This window comes from Vibrio sp. LB10LO1 (genome assembly GCF_010092875.1).
In the GTDB taxonomy this organism is placed as follows: Bacteria; Pseudomonadota; Gammaproteobacteria; order Enterobacterales; family Vibrionaceae; genus Vibrio; species Vibrio campbellii.
The window spans coordinates 87196-112086 of record NZ_JAADJW010000012.1; the positions used below are offsets into that span (position 1 = coordinate 87196).

Below are 24891 nucleotides of genomic sequence, written 5' to 3' on the forward strand. Positions count from 1 at the left end.
AATAGTAAAAGTGGTGCACACTTTAAGCATTAAAGGCCTAGGTAATGCAACGGGGGAAGTTCAGCGCTTCCCCATTCTATTTGCTTTGCGCCACATGGTTATCAACCAGTTCAGGTTTACCTTGCTTACGCACTGCCATATTAGAATCCATATACACGATAAAATCGTTGTTAACACTCTTCCCACAGTATTCTTCCGATAACTCTTCCGTAGTGATCCCTGACCAACTAGAGAAGAAACACTCAAAGTAAAACAGAGAAAATGGTTGATGATTAATATCTGGAATATTTCGGTTTCCCGTGAAGAAAAATGGCACGTATAGAGACTCGATATCCGGTGGTGTTCTGACGTCGTGTTTAAGCGGTAAATCTCCGTGAGGAGAACCAAGCCCATGGTCGGAGAAAAAGACATATTCTCCGCCCGCTTTTTTCACCATCTCAATGATCTCAGCTTGCAAAAAATCAGTGTATAAAACGCTGTTATCGTATTGGTCGAGTCTCTTGTCTCCCGAGCTAAAAGAATCAAAATCTGCAGGGTAGCGATCGGAGAAGTTCATATGAGAGCCATAGAAATGTAGGATGATTAGTTTACGTTGAGAGCGTTGTTCAAGTGCTGCGGATAATTGCTCAATTAAGACATCATCATACAGAGACCCTCCTTCTTCCTTTGATGCAAAGTATTGGGTGTCCGCTTGCTGAGCAAGTGTTGAGATTGAAAAGTCCCACTGACCGAACTGCGCTTGATTCGACAACCAGAAAGTTTGATAACCTGCCGCCTTCGCTAGAAGAATAATTGATTGTGAGAAGTTAGGCATATTGCCAGTTTTTGTTAGCATCGCTGGTATCGCCCCCCAAGTATTACTCCCTGCCGCATACGGCTGATTTACGACCGTCAACTGGCTCTTGATGGCATCGAGTTTTGGAGTCGTCTTTCTCTCATACCCATACAAACTCATGTTACCGGCTCGAAGAGACTCTCCTATGCCAATAACAAGAACCTTTGGCGCCTCCATTGATACTTCCACATTCGTCCAAGTTGCCGCATTATCGGTTTGCAGTGTCATCAGACTTACAGAGTCTTTAATAGCAATCACGCTTTGAAAGGTCGGAAAACGCAAAGACAGTTTATGGATGGTGTATTCAGCTGCTGTGTAAGAGTGCGAGTACCCGCGCGCCGTACCTTTATTGATATAGTCTGCAAATTCATTACCACTGTATACCTTAGGGATCTGTACAAGAAAAGGCAATAACAGGTATATCGAACCGGCATAGAGAGAGCGTCGCCACCATTTGCTTGCCGTTATCGCCGAGCTAAGTAACCCAAGCGTGATAACCCAAAGCACAGTACTCAGCATTTCCCACCCATGCTCAGCGACGAAGCTCGCAGACTCTTCAGTAGGTGCATTGAACACGCTGAAGATCGTACTAATCGAAAGTGGTGCTTGGTAGGCCAAGTGTGTAAAAAACACGATACCGAGGAAAAGCACAACCAACCATTTCAACGGCTTAAAGACGTTTAATGTCACCACTAAACCAAAGAGCAATATGGATTGAAATAGTACGTGTATCAGCGCCTTTACAATCGAGACATGAAACTTATCGATATTCGTTACGTAGGCGAAAGTGATGCACGCAACCATGACGACAACGCATACAAGGGACTGCGAGCGAACCAAACGAGATGGACTCATGACTCACCTCCTTGTTGGTGACAATAAGAAAACTGCGAATATATGGGGATATCGGTTAAAACAACCTTAATGTTGGGGTGCTCTATTTTCCTTATCGCCATTGGCTGATTCACAGTAAACAGTAAAGTAGGAATGTCGAAGAAAGCAATGCGAAATCGGTCTGTGTAATAGGATATGTCGGTTGAGACCGCCGTAAACCAACCTAACCAATACTTAATATGCGTTTTGACCCCATAGACAACGTACTGCCAGTCACTGACGTCATCATTTAAGTTTAACCAATAGCTCGTATTGAAACCTTGGTGCGTGAAAGTAGACAGCGCGCGTTCATTGACAGACTCGATGACGATTTGTCTCCGGCTAATATTGGGGTCAGCAAGACTAACCAAGCGCTCCAACGCAGCGTTACGATCATCGATATTAAGTCGATATAGATTTTTAAAATCCAACCAATATTGTGTACCACTACCAAAGGTGGTAAATACTGACTCTAAAGTCAGCTCTTGCTCTCTCGGTTCCGGTTCATGCTTAACCAAAAAACGCTGCTGAGCTGGGTCGAAGAACACATCAATTTCAATCCCCCTCGCTCCCGCTTTCAGCGCTTCATCAAATGCTGAAATGGTATTTTCTTCCGCACTTACAGTAAGCCCCCTATGTGCCCAAACCTCTGTGCAGTTTTGCCAATACGTTTGTACTTGAGACGCAGAATAAGCAAACCATGCCAGCATTGGCACTAAGCATGTCAACAGCATGAGCACAACGGCTCTGACTTTCACGCCTGATCTATGATTCGGCATATATTCCCGTCCCTATTCTCATTTTGAATTTCAAAATACGAGAAAGCTCGAAGGTTCGCTTTCTAAGTTGTCCTTTGCACAATATGTACCTGTTTTAATATTCCGTTCTTGGGGGGACATAAAAAAGCCCCAAGCATAAGGCATGCTTGGGGCTTTTTATCTTTAGACTTTTTATTTTGGGGCAATAAGAGCGTTAGCCTTCAGTTAGCCTTCAATACCGCGAGATTTTAGGAACTCAGAGTAAGTACCTTTAAAGTCTGTGATTTTACCATCGCGGATTTCGATGATACGTGTTGCTAGTGAGTCTACGAATACACGGTCGTGCGATACGAAGAACAATGTGCCTTTGTACTGCTCTAGTGCCGTGTTCAATGATTCGATCGATTCCATATCCATGTGGTTGGTTGGTTCGTCCATTAGCAGCATGTTTGGTTTGTGCATCATTAGCTTACCAAGCAGCATACGACCTTGCTCACCACCAGACAGTACTTTTACTGACTTCTTAATGTCATCTTGACCAAACAGCATACGACCTAGGAAACTGCGAACCACTTGCTCGTCATCGCCTTCTTGACGCCATTGACCCATCCAATCAGTTAGGTTTAGGTCTTCTTCGAAGTCGTGTGCGTGGTCTTGCGCGTAGTAACCAATGTTCGCGTTCTCAGACCATTTGAACTCACCAGTACGTGGTTCTAGTACACCAGCAAGTGTGTTCAGTAGGGTTGTTTTACCCACACCGTTCTCACCGATGATTGCAACGCGCTCACCGACTTCAAAAATTGCATTGAAGTTAGCAAACAGGTCGTCTTCAAAACCTTGGCTTAGGTTTTCAACAATCAGAGCGTTACGGAATAGCTCTTTAGACTGTTCAAAACGGATGAATGGGTTTTGACGGCTAGACGCTTTTACTTCGTCCAGTTTGATCTTGTCGATTTGCTTAGCACGAGATGTCGCTTGTTTTGCTTTCGATGCGTTTGCAGAGAAACGTGCAACGAACGTTTGTAGCTCAGCGATTTGTGCTTTCTTCTTCGCGTTGTCGTTTAGTAGACGTTCACGAGCTTGAGAAGCTGCAGTCATGTACTCGTCGTAGTTACCTGGGTAAACACGTAGCTCGCCGTAGTCCAAGTCAGCCATGTGCGTACATACTGAGTTTAGGAAGTGACGGTCGTGCGAGATGATGATCATTGTGCAGTTACGCGCGTTTAGCGTGTCTTCCAACCAACGGATAGTGTCCATGTCCAAGTTGTTGGTTGGTTCGTCAAGAAGCATAACGTCAGGGTCTGCGAATAGAACCTGTGCTAGAAGCACACGAAGTTTCCAACCTGGTGCAACTTCACTCATTAGACCGAAGTGTTGCTCCATTGGGATACCCACAGCAAGAAGAAGCTCACCTGCTTTCGCTTCTGCCATGTAACCGTCCATTTCCGCGAACTGAACTTCTAGGTCAGCCACTTTCATGCCGTCTTCTTCGCTCATTTCAGCAAGTGAGTAGATGCGGTCACGCTCTTGCTTCACTTCCCATAGCTCTTTATGACCCATGATTACTGTATCGATTACAGTGAATTCTTCGTACGCGAACTGGTCCTGGTTCAGTTTTGCAACGCGCTCGTTTGGATCGTAGCTTACGTTACCGCTTGTTTGTTCAAGCTCACCACTCAGGATTTTCATAAAGGTTGATTTACCACAACCGTTAGCCCCGATTAAGCCGTAGCGGTTACCTTCGCCGAACTTAACTGAGATGTTTTCAAATAGCGGCTTAGCGCCAAATTGTTGAGTAATATTCGCTGTGGAAATCAAAACCTTTACCTTAGCAATTCAAGTTTATTAGGAAAAACCGCGCAACGTTACTGCTTAAGGCTACACACTTCAAGTTTTGTTTTTATTAATTAATGAGAAAAAGCACTCTTTAGCGGACGGATTTTTGAGATTTAGCCAACATAAACCTTGCTAATAATAAGGGCACCTACCCTAACCGACTCAAATTTGAGACAAAAATTCGTCATGACTAAGCATTGACATAACCCATGAAATTGGGTTTATAGTGCGCCCCCTTTTATTAATTCCGTACGCTATGCTTTTATTAAACGTCAGTTTTCAAAACAAATCGCAACATAGCACACGGTTAATGGGTAAAACTCGCATATCGCGATAAAGCAACTACACTAACTCTAACCTTATAAGTTTTAAGAGAATTTTATGCATTTCATGGCGCGCATTTTAATGCTAGTCGGTCTCGTGCTTTCTTTACCTGCTCACGCTGAGTGGGAGTACGAATTCCAACCTGAGCCTCAAATACTGCCAGTGGCAAAAGAGATCACTCAGGAGATCAATAAGCTGCCAGAACCTTTGTTTATGTCTGACCAAGACAAACGTAAGGTCAACCAACTGCTCAATGCAGTAATGAACGAGCAGCGCAAACAGACCCTTATCTTTGATAAGCACTTACAGACTTATCGTGAGTCCGGTGAAGACAGCGAATGGTTTGAGACGCAATCCAGCTACCTGACACTGAACAGCCTTGGACAAAGTAAAGAGCGTTTGCTGGAACTTACTGATCCCATCACGCATGACAAACTGACCGGTTTTGGTCCATACGGTGTGACTCAGTTTAAGCAAGAGTGGCGTCAAACACAGCTTAATGTTGAATACTTAGTGTTCTTCCAGATTCGTGCTTTCAAATCTCTGATCAAGGAGATTCTAATTTCGCCAATCCCGGTCGTTTGGGCTGGCGTCAAAGTGCTGTTCATCTACTTCGGTTTGGTGTGGTGGTTAACCAATAGCAAGCGCATCATCAATCTATTCCGCGAGACTCAACTGGATAACGTCGCTAAGCCGCCAATTTGGGTTCGTTTGATTTGGTATTTCAGCCGTGCGCATAGAGCCATTGCTTGGTTGATTGCCATTACGCTCTCTCTGCGCGTGCTATCAGAAATCCCAAGCTTGCAGCATTTAATCATTCTAGAAATCTTCACTTGGTGGGTTCTGGGTGGTTCAATCGCAATTAGCTTCATCCTCGAATTTGCTTACCGCAACAGTCGCAGTACTAGTAAGGAAGTCATTGCCCTACGCCTTTCGACCATTCGTCGTTACGTATGGAGCGCCATTGTTGCGGGTGTGATTCTGCAAATCTCGATTCGAACACTAGGCAAAGGCACCATCTACTCTTGGATCTACAGTGCGCTTTTCTTCTGGTTTGTCTTGGTGACATTGTCTGTGTTGCGCCTATGGCGTAAAAAGGTGTTCGAAGTCACAGAGAAGCTTTCTGACCGTCCGGTTTGGGTAAACTGGTCTCTGCGCCGCAAAGACACTTTGTTCCTGAGTATCATTGGCACTGCGATTTGTGCAGTGTGGATCATACTACACAGCTCCAAGCATCGTATCGTGGCAATGCTGTCTAATTACACCATGTTTAGCCAAGCGCTGGCGTACTTGTTCCGCATCGAAGTCGCCAAGCAAACGGGCAATAAAGGTGGCGACACCAATCTGGCGAGAATCAAAGGCGAACAAACGTTCGAGTATATCCTCCCTGGTAGCGAAGACAGTGAATTGGTGGAATACGCTTCTGATGAAATCAAGCTGCTGTCCAAATACCTTCTCACAGACAGCCCTGCGGTTTGCGTTGTTTCCGGTGAGCGAGGCGTCGGTACTACAACCTTCTTGCGCACTATGCTGAGTAAAGTAAAAAATGCAGAACCAATTTACTTGAACTGCCCTTACGCAGGCTACAGTGAACTACTGTCAGAGCTCGCTCTGCAATTAGGATTAGAAGAAGACGCATCTGAGATTCAAGTGCTTTCTGTCCTACGTAAAAGCGACACTTCTTACCTCATTGCGGTCGATAATGCTCAACGATTAGTTAAGCCAATGGTTGGCGGTTTGGGCGACTTGATTAAGTTGACGAACCTACTGCGTCGCTCTAAGAAGAACCATCGTGTTGTCATGGCGATTGAGAAAGCGAGCTGGCGTTTCGTCGACCGTGCTCGTGGCGAACGTTTGTTGTTTGACTGGGTGGCGTTTATGCCGCGTTGGAGCGAGAAACAACTGTCTGCGCTGTTTGATACACGTATTAACCAAGAGATTGAGAACCCAGTGACGTTTGATGGTCTTGTCGTGCCTAAACAATGGGACCAAGAAGACATCACCGAAGAAGAACGTGCTAAGCAAGGTTTCTACCGTATTCTGTGGCATTACTCAGATGGTAATCCAACGGTTGCGCTACGTTTCTTCCGCCTGTCTCTTCGTCAGAACAAAGAGACGCAACAAGTGGTGGTTCGATTGTTCCACGCACCAGAGTCTCAAGAGCTAGAGAAAATGCCAAAGCCTATGCTGGCAGTGCTGCGCTCAATTGTTCAGCTTGAAGTGGCATCGCCGGAAGAGCTGTCTGAATGTACTCAGCTAAGTATTGCGGAAGTGATTGGTACTCTGCGCTACTTCCAAAGCCGCGGCTTTATTGAGTGGAGCGAAGACAAAGCTCGCGTGTCGGATCATTGGTTCCGTCACATTACCAACGTTCTCGACCGTCAACATTTATTGGTGAAATAACGATGAAAAAACTACTCACCGTATTAGCGTTATCGCTATTAAGCACCTCTGCATTGGCGACTGAAGAGATCGCGAGTGTGGATAATATCTCGCAAATTGCCAGCCTAATTCGCTGGAGCGGCGTGTTCTTCTCCATCATTGTGATTGCCTCAACGTGGCTATTGCTTAAGTTCATGAACTCGATGGTAGAAAGTATTGGTAGCCAGTTCGTGCAATACCGCATGGTCCTGCAAAAGCTTCAATCTTTCTTGCAGTTCTTTATCTACTTAACCGCTGGTTCTGTCGTGTTTATGATGAGCTTCCGTATTAACGATCAAATCCTTGCTTTGATTGGTGGTACGTTAGCGGTTTCGGTCGGTTTCGCATTGAAAGACCTAGCCGCATCCTTCATCGCGGGTATGACGGTGATGGTGGATCGCCCGTTCCAAGTTGGTGACCGCGTCACGTTCGAAGGCAACTACGGCGATATTATTGCGATTGGTTTGCGCTCAGTGCGTATGCGTACCCTAACCGATGACATCATTACGATTCCAAACAACAAGTTCTTGAGTGAAGTTGTGGTCAGCGGTAACTATGGCGCGCTGGATATGCAGGTGGTGATTCCGTTTTATGTCGGCATGAATGAAGACATAACGTTAGCGCGTGACTTGATTCAGGAAGCGGCGTCTTCAAGTCGTTATATCCACCTACCTAAGCCAGTAACGGTTCTCGTCAAGCAGACCATTACGGATAACTACTTGGCGATTCAGCTAACGTGTAAGGCTTATGTGGTAGACACCGCCTACGAGAAGCTATTTGAAACCGACATTACTCTGCGTGTGATGAAAGAGTTCAAGAAGCATGGCATCAATCCACCGAAGATTGCAGTGCATACGGGTTAATTCAACGTATTCCTCTCGCGTTTAGAGAAGGACAGATACAAAAAGGGTCAGTGATTACACTGACCCTTTTCTTTACGCGTTAGCTAATTGGAATCGCCGGTTAAGCGATATTCGTTACCTCAAGCAATAGCTCGGCTTTCTTTGGAAGGTAGATACTGAACGTACTGCCTTTGCCCCATTCCGATTCAGCTTTTAGCTCGCCGCCAGTTTGACTAAGAATACTTTGCGAAACCGAAAGCCCTAGACCCGTACCATCGCGTTTAGTGGTATAGAACGGAGAGAAGATACGGCTTAAGTTTTCTGGCTTAATGCCGCAACCTTCGTCAGTGACATGAATCGCGGCACCTTTCAGTTCGCCGTCTTCAATCCAATCTTCACTCACGACGGTTAGCTTGCCTTTGCCGTCCATCGCGTGAATGCCATTCATCTGCAAGTTCACCAGAATCTGCAGCAAGTGATGGCGATTGATCTCAACTGAAGTATGGGCTTGTAAATCGGTGACAAATTCGATGTCGCGCTTCTTAGTGCCGGTTTTAACCAGCGTGATGCTCTCATCGATGATTGGATTCACGTGTTGCCACGTAATTTCGTCTTGTACGCCACCCTGACGGCTGTATTGCAGCAAGCTGCGCGTGATATTGCGAATACGGTCAATTTGAGCGTGAATCGCATCAATCTCTTCCTGAACGCGGCTTGCCTCTTCACCTAGCTCAAACTGAATCAATTCAACGTTACCCAGAATCACTGCGGTTGGGTTGTTAATCTCGTGGGCAATCCCCGCAGTTAACTCACCCAGTGCGGCAAGCTTTTCGTTAACGACCAGTTTGTCACGGGTTTGGTTAAGCAGTTGAATATGAAGTTCAAGCTCTTCAGTTTTGTCTTTCAAGCTCGCCGTACGTTGTTGAACTTTACCTTCTAGCTGCATGGCAGAGTTCTTCAGCTCGACTTTACGATCTTCCAAAGCATCAAGCATGTTGTCGAACTGGCGCGCTAACTGAGCCAGCTCATGGTGTTCATCCAACCCTAATGGGCCAATGCGCTTTTCTTTACCCAACTGGACAAGCTTCACGACTTTGTAGATGCGCTCGATTGGACGGAATAGATCACGTGAGCCGCGATACACCATCACGCCAGAAACTAAGAGCAACATTAAGGTAATCAAGCTGATCTCAACGATATTGGTCATATACGCTTTGACAAATGGCCACATCAAGTAACCGGTGTAGAGCATCCCAATGACATTATCGTACTGGTCTTTGATTGGTTGATAAGCGGTGATATACCAAGCATCGTAAACAAACGCGCGGTCGACCCATTGCTCACCTTCCGCCAATACCTTGTTGTATACCTCAGAACTTACTCGTGTACCGATAGCGCGCCCCAAACGTTGGTCGCTGTCTAACGGAACGTTGGTACTGACGCGAAGATCATCCAAAAATACCGTCAGAGTCCCGACTGGACGGAGGGTGTCATGATCACTCAAATAGATAAGATCACGAATTTGATCGACCAATACCGTGCTATTGTTGAGCAGCAAACCGCCATCTAAGAAGCCAATCAAGTCATTCTGCTGGCTGTAAACTGGGATCACGGTTCGACTCACCAAGCCACGCGCTTCCACACCACCGCTTTTTAGAATCGGCACTTCAGCACGTTTGGCGAGTTCGGGGTCTAGCCTTTCCAGTTCTTTTCTGTCCAGAACATCGAAGAAAGATTCGCGCTTAGTTAAATCCATAAAGCGGAATTTGTTTTCCATCGAATTAACACGTTGGAAGGACAAAAAGTCCAAACCGTAGCGTTTTTTCTGCGCAGTCACCCACTTTTGCAACTCTGCTTGTGGGACATTTTGGTTCACTCGGGTACGGAAGTCATAAGAGTCCGCGAACGATTTGACGTAGTTCGCCTGCTTTTGTTGCAGCAGCGTAATGCTGTTATTAGCGACCCCCAAACGCTCCGAAACGTCTAATAACGCGTTTTGCCACGTATAGTGAATCGACCAATAGATCGTAATGCCAATAAGGGCTATCAGCGTTAAGAAGATTGGTGCAGATGTCAAAATCAACAGTCGATAACGCACCATGGTTTTGAATCGGTACGTCCATTTAGACAATCCTTTGTGTTGCTGCCAACTACTACTCGGCATAATCCTCGTCCTCAGAATCCCACTCTTTGTATTTGCGCTCTAGCGTTTTTCGTGCCACTCCTAAATCTCGAGCCGCCGCCGACTTGTTGCCTTCGTGCAAATTAACCAATTGTTGGATATGCGCTTTTTCCACTTCTTTTAATGTCCAAGTGTTTGGATAGCCTTCACCAGAGAACTCTTTACCCTCTTTGAAGGTTGGCAATTCTTCACTGTGTGACACGGTAATGGAAACATTAGGTAAAGCATGACCGCCATTGAGTTCGCGCCAGTGATGTGCAGGCGGTTTGCCTAGCAGAATGCAACGTTCAATGAGGTTTTTAAGCTCACGAATGTTGCCCGGCCAATCGTATTCACTCATGGCTTCCATATCTTCATGAGCCCACTTCGGTGCTTGCATACCCAGTTCACTGGTCAGCATGTTGCTGAAGTATGGAACCAGTTCAAACAAGTCAGTTTTACGCTCACGCAGAGGGGAAACTTCGATCTTCAACACGTTCAAACGGTAGTAAAGGTCGCTACGGAAGTTACCTTTGTTGACCTCTTCTTGGAGGTTGCGGTTGGTCGCCGCGACAATACGAACATCAATGCTGATTTCACGCTCAGAACCTACCGGACGAATGGTGCGCTGCTCTAATACACGCAGCAGTGATGCTTGCATGGATAAAGGCATCTCACCGATTTCATCAAGGAATAATGTGCCGCCATTGGCTACGCGGAAAAGACCTTCGCGAGATTTCTTAGCGCCTGTAAAAGCCCCTGAGGTATGGCCGAATAGCTCACTCTCTAAAAGCTCTGGTGCAATCGCGCCACAGTTAAGTGGGACGAATGGACCTGTTCGACCACTTGCTTGGTGAATGCCTCTCGCTACCAGTTCTTTACCCGTGCCCGACTCGCCTTCTACTAATACAGACGCACGAGACGGTGCAAATTGCGTAATCAACTGTTTGAGTTGGCGAGTTTTTTCCGAGCCGCCAATAATCTCTGAGGTGTTGTGACGCTGATAGTCACGCTTCATCGCGTATTGCATGCGCTCGTTCAAACGACGATCCATACAACGACTGACCGCTTTCAGCATCTGTTCTAGGTTGAACGGCTTGAGGATAAAGTCCGACGCACCAAGCTGAAGTGCTCGAATGGCAATTTCCAAATCCGCGTAGCCGGTCATAAAAATGACATCCGCGCGTTTGTCGTCATCTTCAAACGCCTCTTCCCATTCAATCCCTGAACGCCCCGGCAAGTTGATATCCAACAGAATCAAATCGTAGTGGCGTGAGTTACGTAGCTCTTCCGCTTCTTCAATGCTGCCCGCTGTATCGACTTGAGAAAACAGTTTGCCCAGCGCCTTTTTAAGGATGGCTTGCATACCGAGTTCGTCATCAACGACCAGTACTGAAAAAGCGTTGTATTGTTGGTTTGTACTAATATGGGATTGAGTAGACATATTTACCCCAGTTGGATTGGAATGGGACAGAGTGTACCAAGTTTAAATAGAGATACCCTACAAAAAGTGCGACATTTTGTACCAACGCAAATTTTTATGCAAATAAGTCCATGAATTAGCGCATAAATCAAACATTTTGAGCTTGTAAAATGTTGGCATCTTGTTTGCTATATGGAGTGTCCAAGTGATCTCAGGATGTGGGAGACATCAATGCAATACCATCGCTTCTCGCTCCCTCACCCTAAGGTGGCTTGTGATTTGAGCGCTCTCTGACGCTCTGGCGACTTCTTTAGTAACCCAAGACTTAAGAAGCCAAAGAATCATTGGAAAGGAAACAACTAAAATGAAAAAAATTGCGCTGACTCTAGCTGCAACGTCAATCACTCTTGTAAGCTACTCTGCTTTTTCAGCTCAAGATGGCGAACACATTCGCCTGGCGACAACAACAAGTACTTACCATTCTGGCTTACTGGACTACCTACTTCCTCAATTTGAAAAAGACACTGGCTACAAAGTGGATATCATCGCTGCTGGTACTGGTAAAGCGCTGAAGATGGGTGAAAACGGCGACGTTGATTTGGTTATGACACACGCTCCTAAAGCAGAAGGTGTGTTTGTTGAGAACGGCTACGGCGTCCTTCCACGTAAACTGATGTACAACGACTTCGTTATCGTTGGCCCTAAAGCTGACCCAGCACAAGTTAAAGACGATGCGTCAGTACTAGACGTATTCAAAGAGATCGCAAACAAAGACGCGACATTCATCTCTCGTGGCGATGATTCTGGTACACACAAAAAAGAACTGGGCATCTGGGCGCAAACTAAGATGGAACCAAACTTTGGTGGCTACCGCAGCGTAGGTCAAGGCATGGGTCCTACTCTAAACATGGCGTCAGAAATGCAAGGCTACACCATGACTGACCGTGGCACTTGGTTGGCTTACCAAAATAAATTGGATCTTGCGATTCTATTCCAAGGCGACGAAAAACTGTTTAACCCGTACCAAGTGATTTTGGTGAACCCAGAGCGTTACCCAACCATCAACTACCAAGGTGCGAAGGCTTTCAGTGACTGGTTGGTGAACCCACGCGGTCAAGAGCTGATCAATGGCTTCCGTCTGAATGGTAAACAATTGTTCGTTGCGAATGCTGAGAGCAAATAACGCAATATGAATCTTGCTGATACAACACTAGAAGCCCTGCGCTTACTGGTGAATTTTGATGCAGACCTATGGGAGATCGTTGCGGTCTCCTTTAGTGTTTCTATTACGGCAATATCTTTGGTGGTATTGCCGTCTATTTTGATGTCTTTTGTCCTCGCCTACACCGACTTTCGTGGTAAGTGGTTCTTGCTGTCCATTGTGAACACCTTACAGGCGGTGCCAACGGTAGTGATTGGTTTGCTACTGTACATGATGCTTTCAAGAGCAGGCCCTTTGGGTGATTGGCAAATGCTGTTTACGCAAAAAGCCATGATCTTAGGACAAATGATCGTCTGTTTTCCGGTTCTGGTTTCCATGATGCACGGTGCGCTTCAATCGAGTGACCGTCGCGCAGTTGAAACAGCGATTACGTTAGGTGCGTCAATCCCTCGTATCGCTGCTACTATGATCTGGGAGACACGTTTTCCTTTATTGGCGGCTATCATTGCGGGATTCTCACGAATCGTCACAGAGGTAGGCTGTTCAATGATGGTTGGTGGCAACATTATGGGCGTAACCCGTAATATTCCGACTGCCATTGCTATGGAAAGTAGTAAAGGTGCTTTTGCGCAAGGAGTTGCATTAGGAATTGTATTACTATCGTTAGCGTTAGCGCTCAACTTCCTCTTATCGAGCATGAGAGGCAAAGGCTATCTAAGAACATGAAGCAAGCAATCGACTCGCCATCGACCCAATGTAAGGGTGAATTATGACTATAAAAATTACCGCCGAGCAATTGTCCATGCGCTTTAAAGAGCGTGTGCTTTTCCACATCCCTGAATTGGCCATTGGTCCAAACGACGCGATTTACCTAAAAGGTGACAATGGCGTTGGTAAAACCACCCTACTCAAGATCCTTGCAGGTTTGCTCAAGCCTTCAACGGGTAAAGTGGTGGCACCGAAAGATACTTGGTTGAAGAAGTGGACACGTCGCAATGGTCGTGTTGACGTGATTTATCTCCATCAGTCTCCTTACCTTTTTGACGGCACTGTGTATGAAAACGTCGTTTATGGAGTTAAATATCAACAAGACACGGCAAAAGATAAGCGAGCTCAAGTTATTAGTGCGCTGCGCATGGTAGGGTTAGAAACCTTAGCCGACGAACACATCTCTGTATTGTCCGGCGGTGAAAAGCAACGCGTAGCAATGGCACGAGCTTGGATCTTAAAACCATCGATTTTGTTGATGGACGAACCAAGTGCCTCTCTCGACCAAGAGTCGATTGAACGTCTGGTTATCATGGCAAAAGATCTGCTTGATCGCGGTTCTAGTATTGTTGTGACTAGCCACCAAGCGAACGCGTTGACGGATTTATGTAAAAAACAGTGGTGGATTAAAGACAAGACTTTGGTAGAGTCTCCACTCTTGTATGTCATACCAAAAGAAACATCCCAAGAGAACGCATATGCTTCAGCCAACACAAACTAGTTGGGTCATTTTGGCTGGTGGTCAAGCCAGCCGCATGGGTGGAAAAGACAAAGGTCTGATCGAACTGAATCAGAAGCCACTCATCGAACACGTTATCGAACGTTTATCTCCGCAAACACCACGCATTCTAATCAATGCGAACCGAAACCAAGACGCCTACCGTGCGTTTGGTTTCGTCTTCAGCGATCAATTTAAAGATTTCCCAGGTCCGATGGGCGGTATCCACGCGGGCTTGGTTCATGCAGAAACCGATTGGGTTGGCTTCGTCCCTTGCGACAGCCCACAAATCAACACTGATCTTGTTGAACGTTTTTGCAATGCAGTAAAAGAAGACACCGATATTTTGGTTGCTCATGATGGCGACCACCAGCAGCCTGTCTTCACGCTTTACCACAAGCGCGTACTGCCAAAGCTGACCGCGTTTTTAGAACGTGGCGATCGTAAGATCATCCTACTCTACAAAGAGTGCAACACCAGTTACGTTGACTTTAGCGACTCACCAAACTGTTTCGTCAACTTAAATACGCCTGAAGAACTGGCGCAATTTGGACAACTCGAATCATGAAACACACGCTAAACATCCCTATTCTTGGTTTTGCTGCTTACTCTGGCACGGGCAAAACTACGCTACTTGAAGCATTGCTACCAAAGTTGACCGACGCGGGTTTACGCATCGGTATGCTAAAGCACGCACACCATAACTTCGATGTCGACCAACCGGGCAAAGACAGCCACCGCCTACGTAAAGCAGGCGCATCGCAAATGCTGATCTCTTCTCGTAACCGCTTCGCACTGATGACAGAAACACCAGAGTCAGAATCGGAGTTTGATTACCTACTGACGCGTTTCGACGAAGACAAACTAGACGTGGTTTTAGTGGAAGGCTGCAAAAACATTGCCTTTCCTAAGATCGAATTGCACCGTGAAGAAGTCGGCAAGCCTTGGCTTCATCCAAATGATGAAAACATCATCGCGATTGCTTCAGACAGCGGCGAATTGGATTCTGATCTGCCACAAATGAACATCAACGATCTTGAAGCAATTGCCCAGTTCGTTATTCGGTATGTTCAAGAAGCGAAAGCACCAAAGAGTAAAGAGAAAGAAGCCGCTTGCTGCGATACCCTTTCTCCAGCTTTCCTTTCTGTGGTTCAAGGACAAGAAAAGATCCTTTCGTTGGTAAACACGGTTTCTGAAACCGAAGCATGCAAGATTGAAGATGCATACGGCCGTGTGCTTGCAGATCATGTTGTGTCACCAGTGAATGTTCCGCAATACACAAACTCAGCGATGGACGGTTACGCGATTCGCGGTGATGACGTCGAGCGTGAAAGCTACCAAGTGGTTGCTGAAGTGATGGCAGGTCACGCTTACGATCAGCCTTTGGAAGTTGGTCAAGCGGTTAAGATCATGACGGGCGCACCAACACCTATCAATGGTGATACCGTTGTTATGCGTGAGCAAGCGAAACAGGATGGCGATACTGTCACGTTCAATGGTGCGAGCATCAAAACTGGTCAAAACGTTCGCCAAGCAGGTGAAGACTTAGCAATTGGTAGCGATGTGTTTACCGCAGGCACTCGCCTAACCTCCCCTGAGATGGGCATGATTGCTTCTCTTGGTTTTGGAGAAGCGAACGTGTTCCGCAAGTTGAAAGTTGCTGTGTTCTCTACCGGTGACGAAGTTCAAGCGCCAGGCACAGAACAGAAAGCGAATTCAATCTACGATTCAAACCGTTTCACTATCATGGGCATGTTAGAGAAACTTGGCTGTGAAATTTTGGATTTCGGTATCCTAGAAGATAACGAGCAATTAATGATTGAAGCGCTCGAAAATGCTTCTGCGCAAGCCGACGTAGTGATGACTTCTGGCGGCGTATCCGTTGGCGATGCAGATTACATTAAGCTGGCATTGGATAAGCTGGGACAAATTGATTTCTGGCGTATCAACATGCGCCCAGGTCGTCCACTTGCGTTCGGTCAAATCAACGATAAGCCTTTCTTCGGTTTACCGGGTAACCCTGTGGCTGTGATGGTTTCATTCATTAACTTTGTTGAGCCTGCGCTGCGTAAGATGCAAGGTGAACAAGGTTGGAAGCCACTCAAAGTCAGTGCCATTGCAACAGAAAATCTGCGCTCTCGCCAAGGTCGTACCGAGTTTAGTCGCGGTATCTACGAACTAGACGAAACAGGTCGCCTAACGGTGTGCACAACGGGCAAACAAGGTTCTGGTATTTTACGTTCAATGAGTGAGGCAAACTGTTTGATCGAAATCTCCCCTGCTGTTGACACAGTAAAAGCGGGAGAAAGCGTGACAATTATCCCGCTTCAAGGCAGAATCTAGGCCAATTCAGAATTCAAAGGTCAGCATGTCTGGCCTTTTTATTGATTACAGAAAAATTTTTCAGAGAGACAGCTATGGCTCGCACCATTCTTTACACTTACAAAGACCAAGACAAAGAACTGACGTTCTCGTACCAGCAACACCGCAACATTCAAGAAGCGGTTGCAGAAGCCGAAGGTATCGACATCACTGAGTTCCTAAAGATGGAGCAACAAATTGAAGCAGTATCTGATACTAAAGCGGTGCGTAACTACCGTGATAACTACTTCAGAAAATTAGGCTTTAGCAAGATCACCCTAGCTCAAAAAGAAAACTTGGGCGTAGGTAAAAAGAACAAATAAGCCAAACTACACAGACCAAAACAAAAACTCGCGATTCGTCGCGAGTTTTTTATACCTATTCTTTTTGTTCGTACTCTATAAGTAAAAAGCCCCGTTTCACCTTAAAGGAAAACGAAGCTTTCAATATAGGTCTTATGTATTTTCGCTTACCGAAAACTCAGACGATTATTTGATGTTTAGGAACGCAGCACCACGTACGCCACCTGAATCACCATGTTTTGCTTTGATGATCTTTGGACATTTCGCGACAGAAAGCAGGTACTTAGGAATACGCTTTGGCATCTCTTCGTAAATCAGTTCGAAGTTAGATAGACCGCCGCCTAGTACAACAACGTGTGGGTCAGTCGCAGTAAACAGGTTCGCGAAACAGATTGCAAGAAGCTCCATAAAGCGCTCAACGTGCTCAACCGCTTTTGCTTCGCCTTCTGCGTTTGCTTTGATAATGTCGATCGCTTTCTTCTCTTCGCCGTAATAATGCGCGTAAAGAAGCTCGAAACCACGACCAGATAGGTAGCTATCTAGACAACCTTTCTTTTCACAACCACAACCTAGTAGAGGTGCGTTGTCGCCTAGGTGGAACCATGCATCGATAGGAAGACGTGTATGGCCTACCTCACCCGCTACGTGGTTACGGCCAGAGAATACTTTACCTTCGTAGATAAAGCCGCCGCCAAAACCCGTACCAAGGATCAAACCTAGTACAGATGGTTCGTCTTGAAGGTCTTCATCCCATGCTTCAGAAAGCGCGAAACAGTTTGCATCGTTTTCAATTTTTACGCTGCGACCGATTTTTGCTTCAAGATCAGCACGAAGTGGTTTGCCTTTTGCTGCAGGTACGTTAACCGTTAGTACAGTTGCGTCATCCGCATCTTCCATCCCAGGAAGGCCAAGACCAATCGTACCTTCACAACCAAATTCCGCATCGTATTTGTTAACCAGTCCTGCGATGGTTTCTACCAGCAAGTCGTAGTTGTCTGTTGGTGTTGGTACACGTTCAGTTGCTACACGCTCAAGTTTTTCGTTAAACGCACCAAACTCGATTTTAGTGCCACCGACATCAAAGCCGTAATACATGCAATTCTCTCCTAAAATGCTCAAACGACTCCCAAAATATGCTGGAGTCAAAAAGATAAACTTTAGGCATTATCCATATCTGTACGCCTGCAAACCGTGACCGAATGCAGATTTATCCCCTCATTGAAGCCAGTTGAACAACAAGCCATCAACAAAAGTTCATTCCTTAGAGTTAGCTCTCGATTTTAGCCCACTCTTTGAAACGTTTCAGATGCGGTCGAGACCAGTCGGTTTTTACGCGAGTTTTCGTCAGCATGTAGGTTTCACGGAAGGCTTCAAACCACAATTGCAGGCACTCCGAAGCTTGCTCTTCACCTGCCTGTTTGAATACTAACGTCGCGACTTCTGCAGTAGACAAATGCTGCTCGTTGTCCGAGCGGCGCATGATGTATTCAGACAATGATTCAGGCTCAATGGAAAGCACAGGCAAAGATTTAAGAAACTCTGAACGGCGGAAGATCTTACGCGCCTCACGCCAACTGCCATCAATGAAGATCAGTAACCATTTTTTGTCCGAACAATCGGATGCCTTCAAACGCTCTGGATTCAAACCATCCAACAAACGTTCAGGCTCATCCACGTAATCTGCAGGGAAGACAACCACAGGTTGATAAGCATCGTTTTCTAGCAGTACGAGCATCTCTTGAGAAGGCTCAGTACGATTCCATTGATACACGTAGGTCTCTTGAATCGTATCAGCAATTAAACGCCCGGTATTACTCGGCTTGAACACTTCGTTTTCTGATACGATCAGCATGCAGGCAATATTGGATTCGATGTTAGGCTGAATGTCGCACAAACAATATTGCTCAGAAACCTGACAATATGGACAGCGAACCACTTTACAGCCACGAGCGTTAAACGGCTTCGTTGAGATAGATTGACGGTGCTGATATAAACAATGGAAAGCGTGGATTCTCATGGATAGAAAGTGCCAGTTAGAATAAGTGCATGTATGAAGTAGAGCGCGATTCTACTTGCATCGCCAGTTAGTCTCAAGAAATGCTCGTAAACGGACTGATATTCACATTCCTTTCTTCTCGGTGAAAGATACGGTGGAGTCTTAAGGTCTTAACAAATAAGCGAATCAATCAAGGAAATTAGCGTGACTGAAACAGCATTTAACGACCCTTCTTGGCTACGACTCAGCATCTTTATTGGTGTTTTGTTGCTGTGTACCCTTTGGGAAAACAAGCTACCAAGAAAGCAGTTGACCGTCGACCGTTCATTTCGCTGGTTTAACAACCTCACATTGGTCGCGCTAAATAGTGTCATTGTTGCCGTTGTGATGCCTATCGCCGCTTTCCAAGCAGCCATCATCGCTTATGAAAACCAATGGGGTCTACTCAATGCACTCGCCTTGCCGACTTGGTTACATGTGCTGATAGCCGTTGTGCTACTCGATCTCATCATCTACCTACAGCATTTAGTCTTCCATCGAGTTAAACCGCTATGGAAGCTTCACCGCATGCATCATGCTGACTTGGATATCGATGTCACAACCGGGACACGATTCCACCCGATAGAAATCATTCTCTCAATGATTGTAAAAATCGCTGCGGTGTTTGCTTTGGGTGTGTCTCCGATCGCCATCGTGGTATTTGAGATCGTATTGAATGCCAGCGCGATGTTTAACCATAGCAATGCAAAGCTACCACTACCTTGGGATGCGAAGTTACGCAAATTGGTTGTGACGCCGGACATGCACCGAGTGCACCACTCTGTCATCGTGCGCGAGACACATTCAAACTTTGGTTTCTTCTTGTCGATATGGGATCGTTTGTTTGGCACTTACCGCGCTCAACCGGAATTAGGTCATGATGATGTTGTGATTGGTGTTCCAGAGATTCGCGACAAAGACGAGCAAAGATTAGATAAACTGATTACCCAGCCATTTCGTTACAAGAAAAAGTCTTCCTCATGAGCAGTTCAATGAAAGTGAATGTGTTCGGAAAGATCATGCTTGCTGAATGCAAAGATGGGATTTGGGCGCTTTATATCGATTCGGAAGCTTCGATAAAGCGCCCAATAAGAGACTTTGTAGTGCCGCCCTTTCTCGATGAGGACGAGTTGCTGACCTACCTAGATGATATGTATCACGAGCACGCGACCGCAACTCATCCCAATGTACTTCGGATTGAATAAAAACCGTTAAGCTTTAATCAAATCGCGTTTTTTATTTGACTGGGTCACGCCAACAAACAAGCCGATAATGCCCAAGATAATCGACGAAATGGCGAGTACACTCACGTCTTGTTGTTTGTTGATGGCCGAATATACAAACGCGATCCCAAAAAAGATGGCGCCAAAACTAAAGCCTGATAACGCTGCAAAAATGCCGAAGCTTGCTAGCTCCTTAAAATTATCCATAACACTTCCCTGTTGAAAAATACGTAACGTCTAAAGAATTAACGGAATATCTGACGTGATCGGCGCTGCTTTTGCGAATTCCACAGCCAGATAGATACTCCAATAGAAAATCCTAACAACAACGTTTGCCACTGTAGTTGTCCACTGCTCTCTAGTACGCCTAATCCATAGTGCGCATAAGAGTTGAAGCCAACGCTGCTCAACATGATCAATAACAGTAAAACCAGCCCTGTTCGGCGATGCTTGATCAACAAATACACGGCAAGCAAATCAAGGAGGCCAAGCGCACTCCAATACATATTTAACCAGCCTGGGGCAAAATCGTAAGGCAAAAAGCCATCGACAATATTGTCGTAAATGTGGATGACACCACCCACTGTCAGGCAAAGGCATAGGAGAAACAGTACGAATTTATCCATTATCGTTTCCTTTCCTTATCTGAATGAATGCGCAAAGCATATAGAAATCAGCTAAATAATTGTAATTTCGACGCCATTTTTGAGAGCGACAGTGCCTTTAAACAGTACGTGAGGGGTACGAAAGAATAACAATGGCACTTTTTCCTTATCGATTCGCTCCTGATAAAAGCATAGCGTTTTGCTCGGAAGTTCGCTGAGTTGTGAAAGCTCGGTCTCTCTGTAAGGCATAAAATCCTCTTTTGATTCTTTCCAATCACCAAATTCTTGATTGGGCGACCAGAAAATCACGGTATTGGTTTGATCAAAGCCGAGTTCTCTCACATCAAATCGAAACCAACGACCTAGCGTTGTCGTCTCAAGGCCGCACTTTCTAAATCCCTCTAATACCTTAACCGGATGAATCGGCGTAAAGTGAAGCACGTCATTCCAATAGCAATCTAATCCATGAACACGACGCTGTAGAGCTTGCGGGCGATACTCGTATTTCTGGACATGTTGTTGATACAAGTTCGGGTGTGATGCTTTCAAGCAGTTAAGAGGTTTTAATCGGTCTCCCGTCAAGTTGCTTGGTACGCGATGGTAAACGTAGGTCAAGGTTATCCCTCTTGTGGTGCTTTTAAGTCAATGAACACAAACTTCATTGAAGGCGGAAAAATAAAATCATCATCACATCGGTAGCCTCTTAGCCACAAACCATCATCCCGCTTACGCAGATACAAACCTCTAGGATAGGTATCCTCTTTAGCTAGAGGCAAAGAAGCGAGCGTTACGTATTCACCTTTTGTGAGAGAAATACCTTGAAGTAACAAGTATGGTGCGACGGCGAGCGGACAAGGCTCTAGCCCTTTCAGAGCTGCATGATCAAGAAGCTCAGCCAGCGTTGCGCCAAAAGGTGCCCCCAAATCCAAAGGCGTTGTTACCAGTACAGACAATGTCTGGGCACTTTGTTTGGTTTGTATCATTTTGTCTTCAAACAGCTGCAATGCAAACGGATTGAATTGAATGTGTTGTTCTTTGAGTTCTTGAAGCAACTCTGCATTCGTGTGATTACCAATTTCAACGTTCACTTCATTTCTCCAAGTCGGAGCAACTCACGAACCTGCTCTAGAGCACGCTGAAAAACAGGATGGGCGCAGGAAGAAATGTCTTTCGCAACTTCATGCCAAAAGAATTCGAAATCATGCCCACCATCATCTTGAGTGTGGAAGACCCAATGTTCCGGCAACGCTTCACACTCACACAAAACGAAATGCCAACGTTGCTCTTGAAACCCACTCTCCCAAGCCCCTAAGTAGGTTGTTTGATTGACCATTTCGATGCCCGACTCTTCTGCCAATTCTCTTTTTGCCGCACTTAAGAAGTCGCAATCGAAGAGTTCAACAGTGCCTTTAACCAACTGAACGCCCGCAAGAGGATGTTTGAAAAGAAGTATCTCGCGGTTTTGTTTTCGTAACACCAGAGGACACACTTTATCGACCAATGAATACCTCCTCGCTCTGAAGGCATATTTGTTTCGCTTCAACTGGAAACAGAGGAAGCACGGCTAGCTCAGTAAAACTCACCCATCTCAAAATATATTGATTGGAAGCTGATTGCCTTTGTTGCTCGGGGCCATAACCTAGCGTTGTGGTAGCTGAGCTGATATTTGATAAGAAGTAATGATCCATTCTGCCTTGATTTTGAATCTGAAACACAGGTGTGAGCGATTTCAGCTCTATAGAGGTCTCTTCTAGAGCTTCGCGTTTCACCGCTTCAGGAAGACTCTCACCATCCTCTACACTACCGCCAGGAAACACCCAATAGTGTTTATCGCTCTTCACTCGTTCAATCAATAAAACCTCCCCATGATCGTTTATTAATATCAGACTTGCTCGCTCTGGCATTTATCTCACTCCGTTGACTGAGCGGAATATTCTAACAACCTTGGAGCGATAACAAAGCATTAACAAATGCTGGTAACACATTTCTCTTGTGCCGTTAATCAATTTGCGATTTGGGTCACTCACTCTTGGAGTCGAAAAATAAAAGGCAGAGCGATTGCCCTGCCTTTGGTCGTATTGGAAGTTTGTTTGGTCTCACCTAATACTGGATCAACTCATCTGATGCAGCTCGTATTTGTGCAGCATTGCTTGTTGATGCCCCGCGATGTCTGAAACTTGTTCTGAGCTCTCGACCATCGACTCCAACTGAAGTTTGGTGTGTACACCTTGGTCAGAAATATGTGTAATGGCTTGCGACACATCCGCCGTTGCTCGCTCTTGCTCTTCTGTCGCAACAGAGATCTGGTCGACACGCTGCTGAATCAGTTGTACCGCTTCATTGATATCGGTAAATGCTGATTTCACTTGTTGACTTGATTGCAACGCACATGACATTTCTTCTCGCGAATCACTCACCGCTTTACGAGAACGTTCCGCCGCCGCAACTAACTCATTCATAATTTCGCGAATGTTGGTCGTCTGCTGAGAGGTATCTCTGGCTAACTTACGAACTTCATCCGCAACGACCGCAAATCCTCGGCCTTGGTCTCCTGCCCGAGCGGCCTCGATCGCCGCGTTTAATGCAAGTAAGTTAGTGTTATCAGCAATGCCGCTGATCATGTCCACCATTTCACGAATCTGTTTGACGCGCTCATCGAGTTCTAACATCGATTGTTCATTCATATTGAGTGAATTCTCTAACGACTCCAAACGCTGGCGATTTTTCTCAACCACGCCCACGCCTTTGACCGTATGTTTCGTCGCTAAGTATGAAACTTCGGAAGAGGCATTTGTCACCATCGCAATCTCTCGAATCGAAGCCTCTAGTTGCGTAACCGTCGTTACCATACTCGCCAGCGCCGAATTTTGCACAGTTAGGCTTTGATTTGTTTGCTCTGCCGCATCATGGCTGATCTCAGCGGTTTGATACAAGGTTTCGCAGTTACGCGTGACGGTAGAAATAGAATCATGCGTTGAGTCGATAACTTGATTGAGTTTGCGCGCGACTTCTTTTAACTCAAACGGTCCAACCTCTTGCGCTTTACCTCGGAAATCGTGCTCTGTCAGTGCCGACAAACGGCTAAGGATATTCTTGAGGCCCCGGTTGATCCACGTTCTTAGACCAAACCACGTCACTAAGACCACTAGAGAGATAACACCAGCGGATATAACTGACATCAAACTCGCGTTTTGAATGGTACTGTGAACTACGGACTTACGATCATCAATAAGATCAGACGCGGCATCAGATACTTGGTCGAGCAAATACATGGTTTCGTTTGCGAGCTGTGAGGCACGTTGAAACTCCGCTTTCTGTTGTTTGCTGTGCTCTAGCTTGGTCAGTATTAAACGCAAGACGCCGTCATCGTTAAAGCCAGCTTGCACCATGTCATAAGGCGCGATCAAGCTGGTAAACTCATTAACCTCCGGATGCCACTCTTTGAAGTCATCAAAAGCGAGATTGATACCAGCAATTCGATTGCGCATTTCCCTATACTCTTTCTCGGCTTTCTCTAACTCGGTCTGCGTCATCATAAGCAAGAAAGTACTCTCCATTGAGCTTGCAGAGGCGATAAAGCGGTTCGCTGCGTCGCTAGACTCAGGTTTATCCTCACTGAGGAACGAACTAATTCGGTTCATCTCCGGCCCGATAGAGCTCAAACCATAGCGAAAGCCACCCACTGCGGCGTTAATATCGCTTTGCATCTGAATCACCGCAGACTGCTTCGATAAGATCGAATTGGTGACTTGATGAAGCTCTGCAACGTTTTCTCTCAGCATACTTGAGAGATGTTCTGCCACAGTGGATGTTTGCTCGATTAGCCCATCACTCTGCTTTGCTAACGCCTCAATTTGTGAAATGGTAAGAAGTAGTTCAGTGGGATCAGTAATTTGCATCCCATAGTTAAGTAACTTGACCTGTTCTAGCACATTGCGAGTGAGTGTCGCATTTGCCATTGCCATCGGTAACGCTTTTTGAGACAACTCTTCAAATTGTTCCCCAACCTGCTCCATTCCTTTGAAACTTGCGGTAGAAAGGGCTATAACAAGTGCGATGATAGTTAAAAATGTTGCACTGATAGTCTGAATCAGTGAAAAAGAAAAGCGTAAACGTTTGCGCATCGTCATAATTAATTTATGTTCTTTCTTGGGTTTGAATCAACTTTCCGTTTGTTCGTCACATAAGTGAGACAATAACGTGATTTGCTGCCCATACTAGGTATTGGTTATGACGTTAATATT

24 protein-coding genes are annotated in these 24891 nt (G+C 45.8%); 10 read left to right on the forward strand and 14 right to left on the reverse strand.

Annotation, left to right across the window (positions count from 1 at the left end; translation table 11 throughout):
* Positions 1–76: 76 nt before the first annotated feature.
* The 3 genes from GXP65_RS11005 to GXP65_RS11015 all read right to left on the reverse strand — a co-directional run bounded on the left by GXP65_RS11005 (position 77) and on the right by GXP65_RS11015 (position 4284).
* Positions 77–1690: a sulfatase-like hydrolase/transferase gene (locus GXP65_RS11005; RefSeq protein ID WP_162092782.1), complete on the reverse strand. Its 1614-nt coding sequence runs from the start codon at positions 1688–1690 to the stop codon at positions 77–79.
* Complete coding sequence (locus GXP65_RS11010) at positions 1687–2487, reverse strand: glycerophosphodiester phosphodiesterase family protein (protein ID WP_162092783.1); 801 nt, start codon at positions 2485–2487, stop codon at positions 1687–1689. The genes GXP65_RS11005 and GXP65_RS11010 overlap by 4 nt, the downstream gene beginning before the upstream one ends.
* A 204-nt stretch (positions 2488–2691) precedes the next feature.
* A complete protein-coding gene (locus tag GXP65_RS11015) occupies positions 2692–4284 on the reverse strand; it encodes an ABC-F family ATPase (protein ID WP_005427581.1) in 1593 nt (530 codons plus the stop codon).
* 399 nt (positions 4285–4683) lie between these two features.
* On the opposite strand from GXP65_RS11015, the gene GXP65_RS11020 reads away from it, so the two are divergent.
* A complete protein-coding gene (locus GXP65_RS11020; protein WP_162092784.1) occupies positions 4684–7029 on the forward strand; it encodes an ATP-binding protein in 2346 nt (781 codons plus the stop codon).
* 2 nt (positions 7030–7031) lie between these two features.
* Positions 7032–7910 carry a mechanosensitive ion channel domain-containing protein gene (locus GXP65_RS11025; RefSeq protein WP_005427576.1) on the forward strand — a complete coding sequence of 293 codons (879 nt, stop codon included), beginning with the start codon at positions 7032–7034 and terminating at the stop codon, positions 7908–7910.
* A 100-nt stretch (positions 7911–8010) separates the two neighbouring features.
* On the opposite strand, the gene GXP65_RS11030 is transcribed toward GXP65_RS11025, so the two are convergent.
* Together GXP65_RS11030 and GXP65_RS11035 are read right to left on the reverse strand one after the other, a co-directional pair.
* On the reverse strand, positions 8011–10053 hold the full coding sequence (locus tag GXP65_RS11030) for a cache domain-containing protein (RefSeq protein ID WP_162092785.1): 2043 nt from the start codon (positions 10051–10053) through the stop codon (positions 8011–8013).
* Positions 10043–11494 carry a sigma-54 dependent transcriptional regulator gene (locus tag GXP65_RS11035; RefSeq protein ID WP_005427691.1) on the reverse strand — a complete coding sequence of 484 codons (1452 nt, stop codon included), beginning with the start codon at positions 11492–11494 and terminating at the stop codon, positions 10043–10045. Before GXP65_RS11035 ends, GXP65_RS11030 begins: the two co-directional genes overlap by 11 nt.
* A gap of 343 nt (positions 11495–11837) precedes the next feature.
* Between GXP65_RS11035 and GXP65_RS11040 the strand changes: the two genes are divergently transcribed.
* The 6 genes from GXP65_RS11040 to GXP65_RS11065 all read left to right on the forward strand — a co-directional run bounded on the left by GXP65_RS11040 (position 11838) and on the right by GXP65_RS11065 (position 16805).
* Positions 11838–12656, forward strand: coding sequence for a substrate-binding domain-containing protein (locus GXP65_RS11040; protein ID WP_005441551.1), 819 nt, complete (start codon positions 11838–11840; stop codon positions 12654–12656).
* A gap of 6 nt (positions 12657–12662) precedes the next feature.
* Complete coding sequence (locus GXP65_RS11045) at positions 12663–13361, forward strand: ABC transporter permease (RefSeq protein WP_005427748.1); 699 nt, start codon at positions 12663–12665, stop codon at positions 13359–13361.
* 43 nt (positions 13362–13404) lie between these two features.
* Entirely contained in the window at positions 13405–14124 is a 720-nt protein-coding gene (locus GXP65_RS11050; protein ID WP_005441550.1) for an energy-coupling factor ABC transporter ATP-binding protein, read from the forward strand.
* Positions 14102–14689, forward strand: a complete 588-nt coding sequence (gene mobA, locus GXP65_RS11055; protein WP_005441549.1) for a molybdenum cofactor guanylyltransferase MobA — start codon at positions 14102–14104, stop codon at positions 14687–14689. Before GXP65_RS11050 ends, mobA begins: the two co-directional genes overlap by 23 nt.
* Positions 14686–16464, forward strand: a complete 1779-nt coding sequence (locus tag GXP65_RS11060) for a bifunctional molybdopterin-guanine dinucleotide biosynthesis adaptor protein MobB/molybdopterin molybdotransferase MoeA (RefSeq protein ID WP_162092786.1) — start codon at positions 14686–14688, stop codon at positions 16462–16464. Before mobA ends, GXP65_RS11060 begins: the two co-directional genes overlap by 4 nt.
* 74 nt (positions 16465–16538) lie before the next feature.
* Positions 16539–16805: a DUF2960 domain-containing protein gene (locus tag GXP65_RS11065; RefSeq protein ID WP_005377584.1), complete on the forward strand. Its 267-nt coding sequence runs from the start codon at positions 16539–16541 to the stop codon at positions 16803–16805.
* A gap of 165 nt (positions 16806–16970) precedes the next feature.
* Here GXP65_RS11065 and nagK read toward each other — a convergent pair whose 3' ends face one another.
* Together nagK and GXP65_RS11075 are read right to left on the reverse strand one after the other, a co-directional pair.
* On the reverse strand, positions 16971–17879 hold the full coding sequence (nagK, locus tag GXP65_RS11070; RefSeq protein ID WP_162092787.1) for an N-acetylglucosamine kinase: 909 nt from the start codon (positions 17877–17879) through the stop codon (positions 16971–16973).
* A 172-nt stretch (positions 17880–18051) separates the two neighbouring features.
* Complete coding sequence (locus tag GXP65_RS11075) at positions 18052–18801, reverse strand: tRNA-uridine aminocarboxypropyltransferase (protein WP_162092788.1); 750 nt, start codon at positions 18799–18801, stop codon at positions 18052–18054.
* Positions 18802–18984: 183 nt separating this feature from the next.
* On the opposite strand from GXP65_RS11075, the gene GXP65_RS11080 reads away from it, so the two are divergent.
* Positions 18985–19803: a sterol desaturase family protein gene (locus GXP65_RS11080; protein WP_162092789.1), complete on the forward strand. Its 819-nt coding sequence runs from the start codon at positions 18985–18987 to the stop codon at positions 19801–19803.
* An 8-nt stretch (positions 19804–19811) separates the two neighbouring features.
* Complete coding sequence (locus GXP65_RS11085) at positions 19812–20024, forward strand: hypothetical protein (RefSeq protein ID WP_240334989.1); 213 nt, start codon at positions 19812–19814, stop codon at positions 20022–20024.
* 6 nt (positions 20025–20030) lie between these two features.
* Here the strand turns inward: GXP65_RS11085 and GXP65_RS11090 are convergent, their stop codons facing one another.
* From GXP65_RS11090 to GXP65_RS11120, 7 genes are all read right to left on the reverse strand, one after another.
* A complete protein-coding gene (locus GXP65_RS11090; RefSeq protein ID WP_005528408.1) occupies positions 20031–20249 on the reverse strand; it encodes a hypothetical protein in 219 nt (72 codons plus the stop codon).
* 38 nt (positions 20250–20287) lie between these two features.
* The gene (locus tag GXP65_RS11095; protein WP_005427791.1) at positions 20288–20668 is read right to left on the reverse strand and encodes a hypothetical protein; all 381 of its coding nucleotides are present in this window, start codon (positions 20666–20668) and stop codon (positions 20288–20290) included.
* A 51-nt stretch (positions 20669–20719) separates the two neighbouring features.
* Positions 20720–21262, reverse strand: coding sequence for a hypothetical protein (locus GXP65_RS11100; RefSeq protein ID WP_162092791.1), 543 nt, complete (start codon positions 21260–21262; stop codon positions 20720–20722).
* Between the two features lie 2 nt (positions 21263–21264).
* Positions 21265–21735 carry a hypothetical protein gene (locus GXP65_RS11105; RefSeq protein ID WP_162092792.1) on the reverse strand — a complete coding sequence of 157 codons (471 nt, stop codon included), beginning with the start codon at positions 21733–21735 and terminating at the stop codon, positions 21265–21267.
* Positions 21732–22148 carry an NUDIX domain-containing protein gene (locus GXP65_RS11110; protein ID WP_162092793.1) on the reverse strand — a complete coding sequence of 139 codons (417 nt, stop codon included), beginning with the start codon at positions 22146–22148 and terminating at the stop codon, positions 21732–21734. Before GXP65_RS11110 ends, GXP65_RS11105 begins: the two co-directional genes overlap by 4 nt.
* Positions 22138–22551, reverse strand: a complete 414-nt coding sequence (locus tag GXP65_RS11115; protein WP_162092794.1) for an NUDIX domain-containing protein — start codon at positions 22549–22551, stop codon at positions 22138–22140. Before GXP65_RS11115 ends, GXP65_RS11110 begins: the two co-directional genes overlap by 11 nt.
* 207 nt (positions 22552–22758) lie before the next feature.
* Positions 22759–24777, reverse strand: a complete 2019-nt coding sequence (locus tag GXP65_RS11120; protein WP_162092795.1) for a methyl-accepting chemotaxis protein — start codon at positions 24775–24777, stop codon at positions 22759–22761.
* Positions 24778–24891 lie beyond the last annotated feature (114 nt).

Coding starts and splice junctions, on each gene's coding strand:
- GXP65_RS11085 (WP_240334989.1), top strand. CDS start 19,812: ATGAAAGTGAATGTGTTCGGAAAGATCATGCTTGCTGAATGCAAAGAT.
- GXP65_RS11050 (WP_005441550.1), top strand. CDS start 13,405: ATGACTATAAAAATTACCGCCGAGCAATTGTCCATGCGCTTTAAAGAG.
- GXP65_RS11075 (WP_162092788.1), bottom strand. CDS start 18,801: ATGAGAATCCACGCTTTCCATTGTTTATATCAGCACCGTCAATCTATC.
- GXP65_RS11095 (WP_005427791.1), bottom strand. CDS start 20,668: ATGGATAAATTCGTACTGTTTCTCCTATGCCTTTGCCTGACAGTGGGT.
- GXP65_RS11030 (WP_162092785.1), bottom strand. CDS start 10,053: ATGCCGAGTAGTAGTTGGCAGCAACACAAAGGATTGTCTAAATGGACG.
- GXP65_RS11005 (WP_162092782.1), bottom strand. CDS start 1,690: ATGAGTCCATCTCGTTTGGTTCGCTCGCAGTCCCTTGTATGCGTTGTC.
- GXP65_RS11065 (WP_005377584.1), top strand. CDS start 16,539: ATGGCTCGCACCATTCTTTACACTTACAAAGACCAAGACAAAGAACTG.
- nagK (WP_162092787.1), bottom strand. CDS start 17,879: ATGTATTACGGCTTTGATGTCGGTGGCACTAAAATCGAGTTTGGTGCG.
- GXP65_RS11120 (WP_162092795.1), bottom strand. CDS start 24,777: ATGACGATGCGCAAACGTTTACGCTTTTCTTTTTCACTGATTCAGACT.
- GXP65_RS11090 (WP_005528408.1), bottom strand. CDS start 20,249: ATGGATAATTTTAAGGAGCTAGCAAGCTTCGGCATTTTTGCAGCGTTA.
- GXP65_RS11040 (WP_005441551.1), top strand. CDS start 11,838: ATGAAAAAAATTGCGCTGACTCTAGCTGCAACGTCAATCACTCTTGTA.
- mobA (WP_005441549.1), top strand. CDS start 14,102: ATGCTTCAGCCAACACAAACTAGTTGGGTCATTTTGGCTGGTGGTCAA.
- GXP65_RS11035 (WP_005427691.1), bottom strand. CDS start 11,494: ATGTCTACTCAATCCCATATTAGTACAAACCAACAATACAACGCTTTT.
- GXP65_RS11020 (WP_162092784.1), top strand. CDS start 4,684: ATGCATTTCATGGCGCGCATTTTAATGCTAGTCGGTCTCGTGCTTTCT.
- GXP65_RS11060 (WP_162092786.1), top strand. CDS start 14,686: ATGAAACACACGCTAAACATCCCTATTCTTGGTTTTGCTGCTTACTCT.
- GXP65_RS11025 (WP_005427576.1), top strand. CDS start 7,032: ATGAAAAAACTACTCACCGTATTAGCGTTATCGCTATTAAGCACCTCT.
- GXP65_RS11010 (WP_162092783.1), bottom strand. CDS start 2,487: ATGCCGAATCATAGATCAGGCGTGAAAGTCAGAGCCGTTGTGCTCATG.
- GXP65_RS11115 (WP_162092794.1), bottom strand. CDS start 22,551: ATGCCAGAGCGAGCAAGTCTGATATTAATAAACGATCATGGGGAGGTT.
- GXP65_RS11045 (WP_005427748.1), top strand. CDS start 12,663: ATGAATCTTGCTGATACAACACTAGAAGCCCTGCGCTTACTGGTGAAT.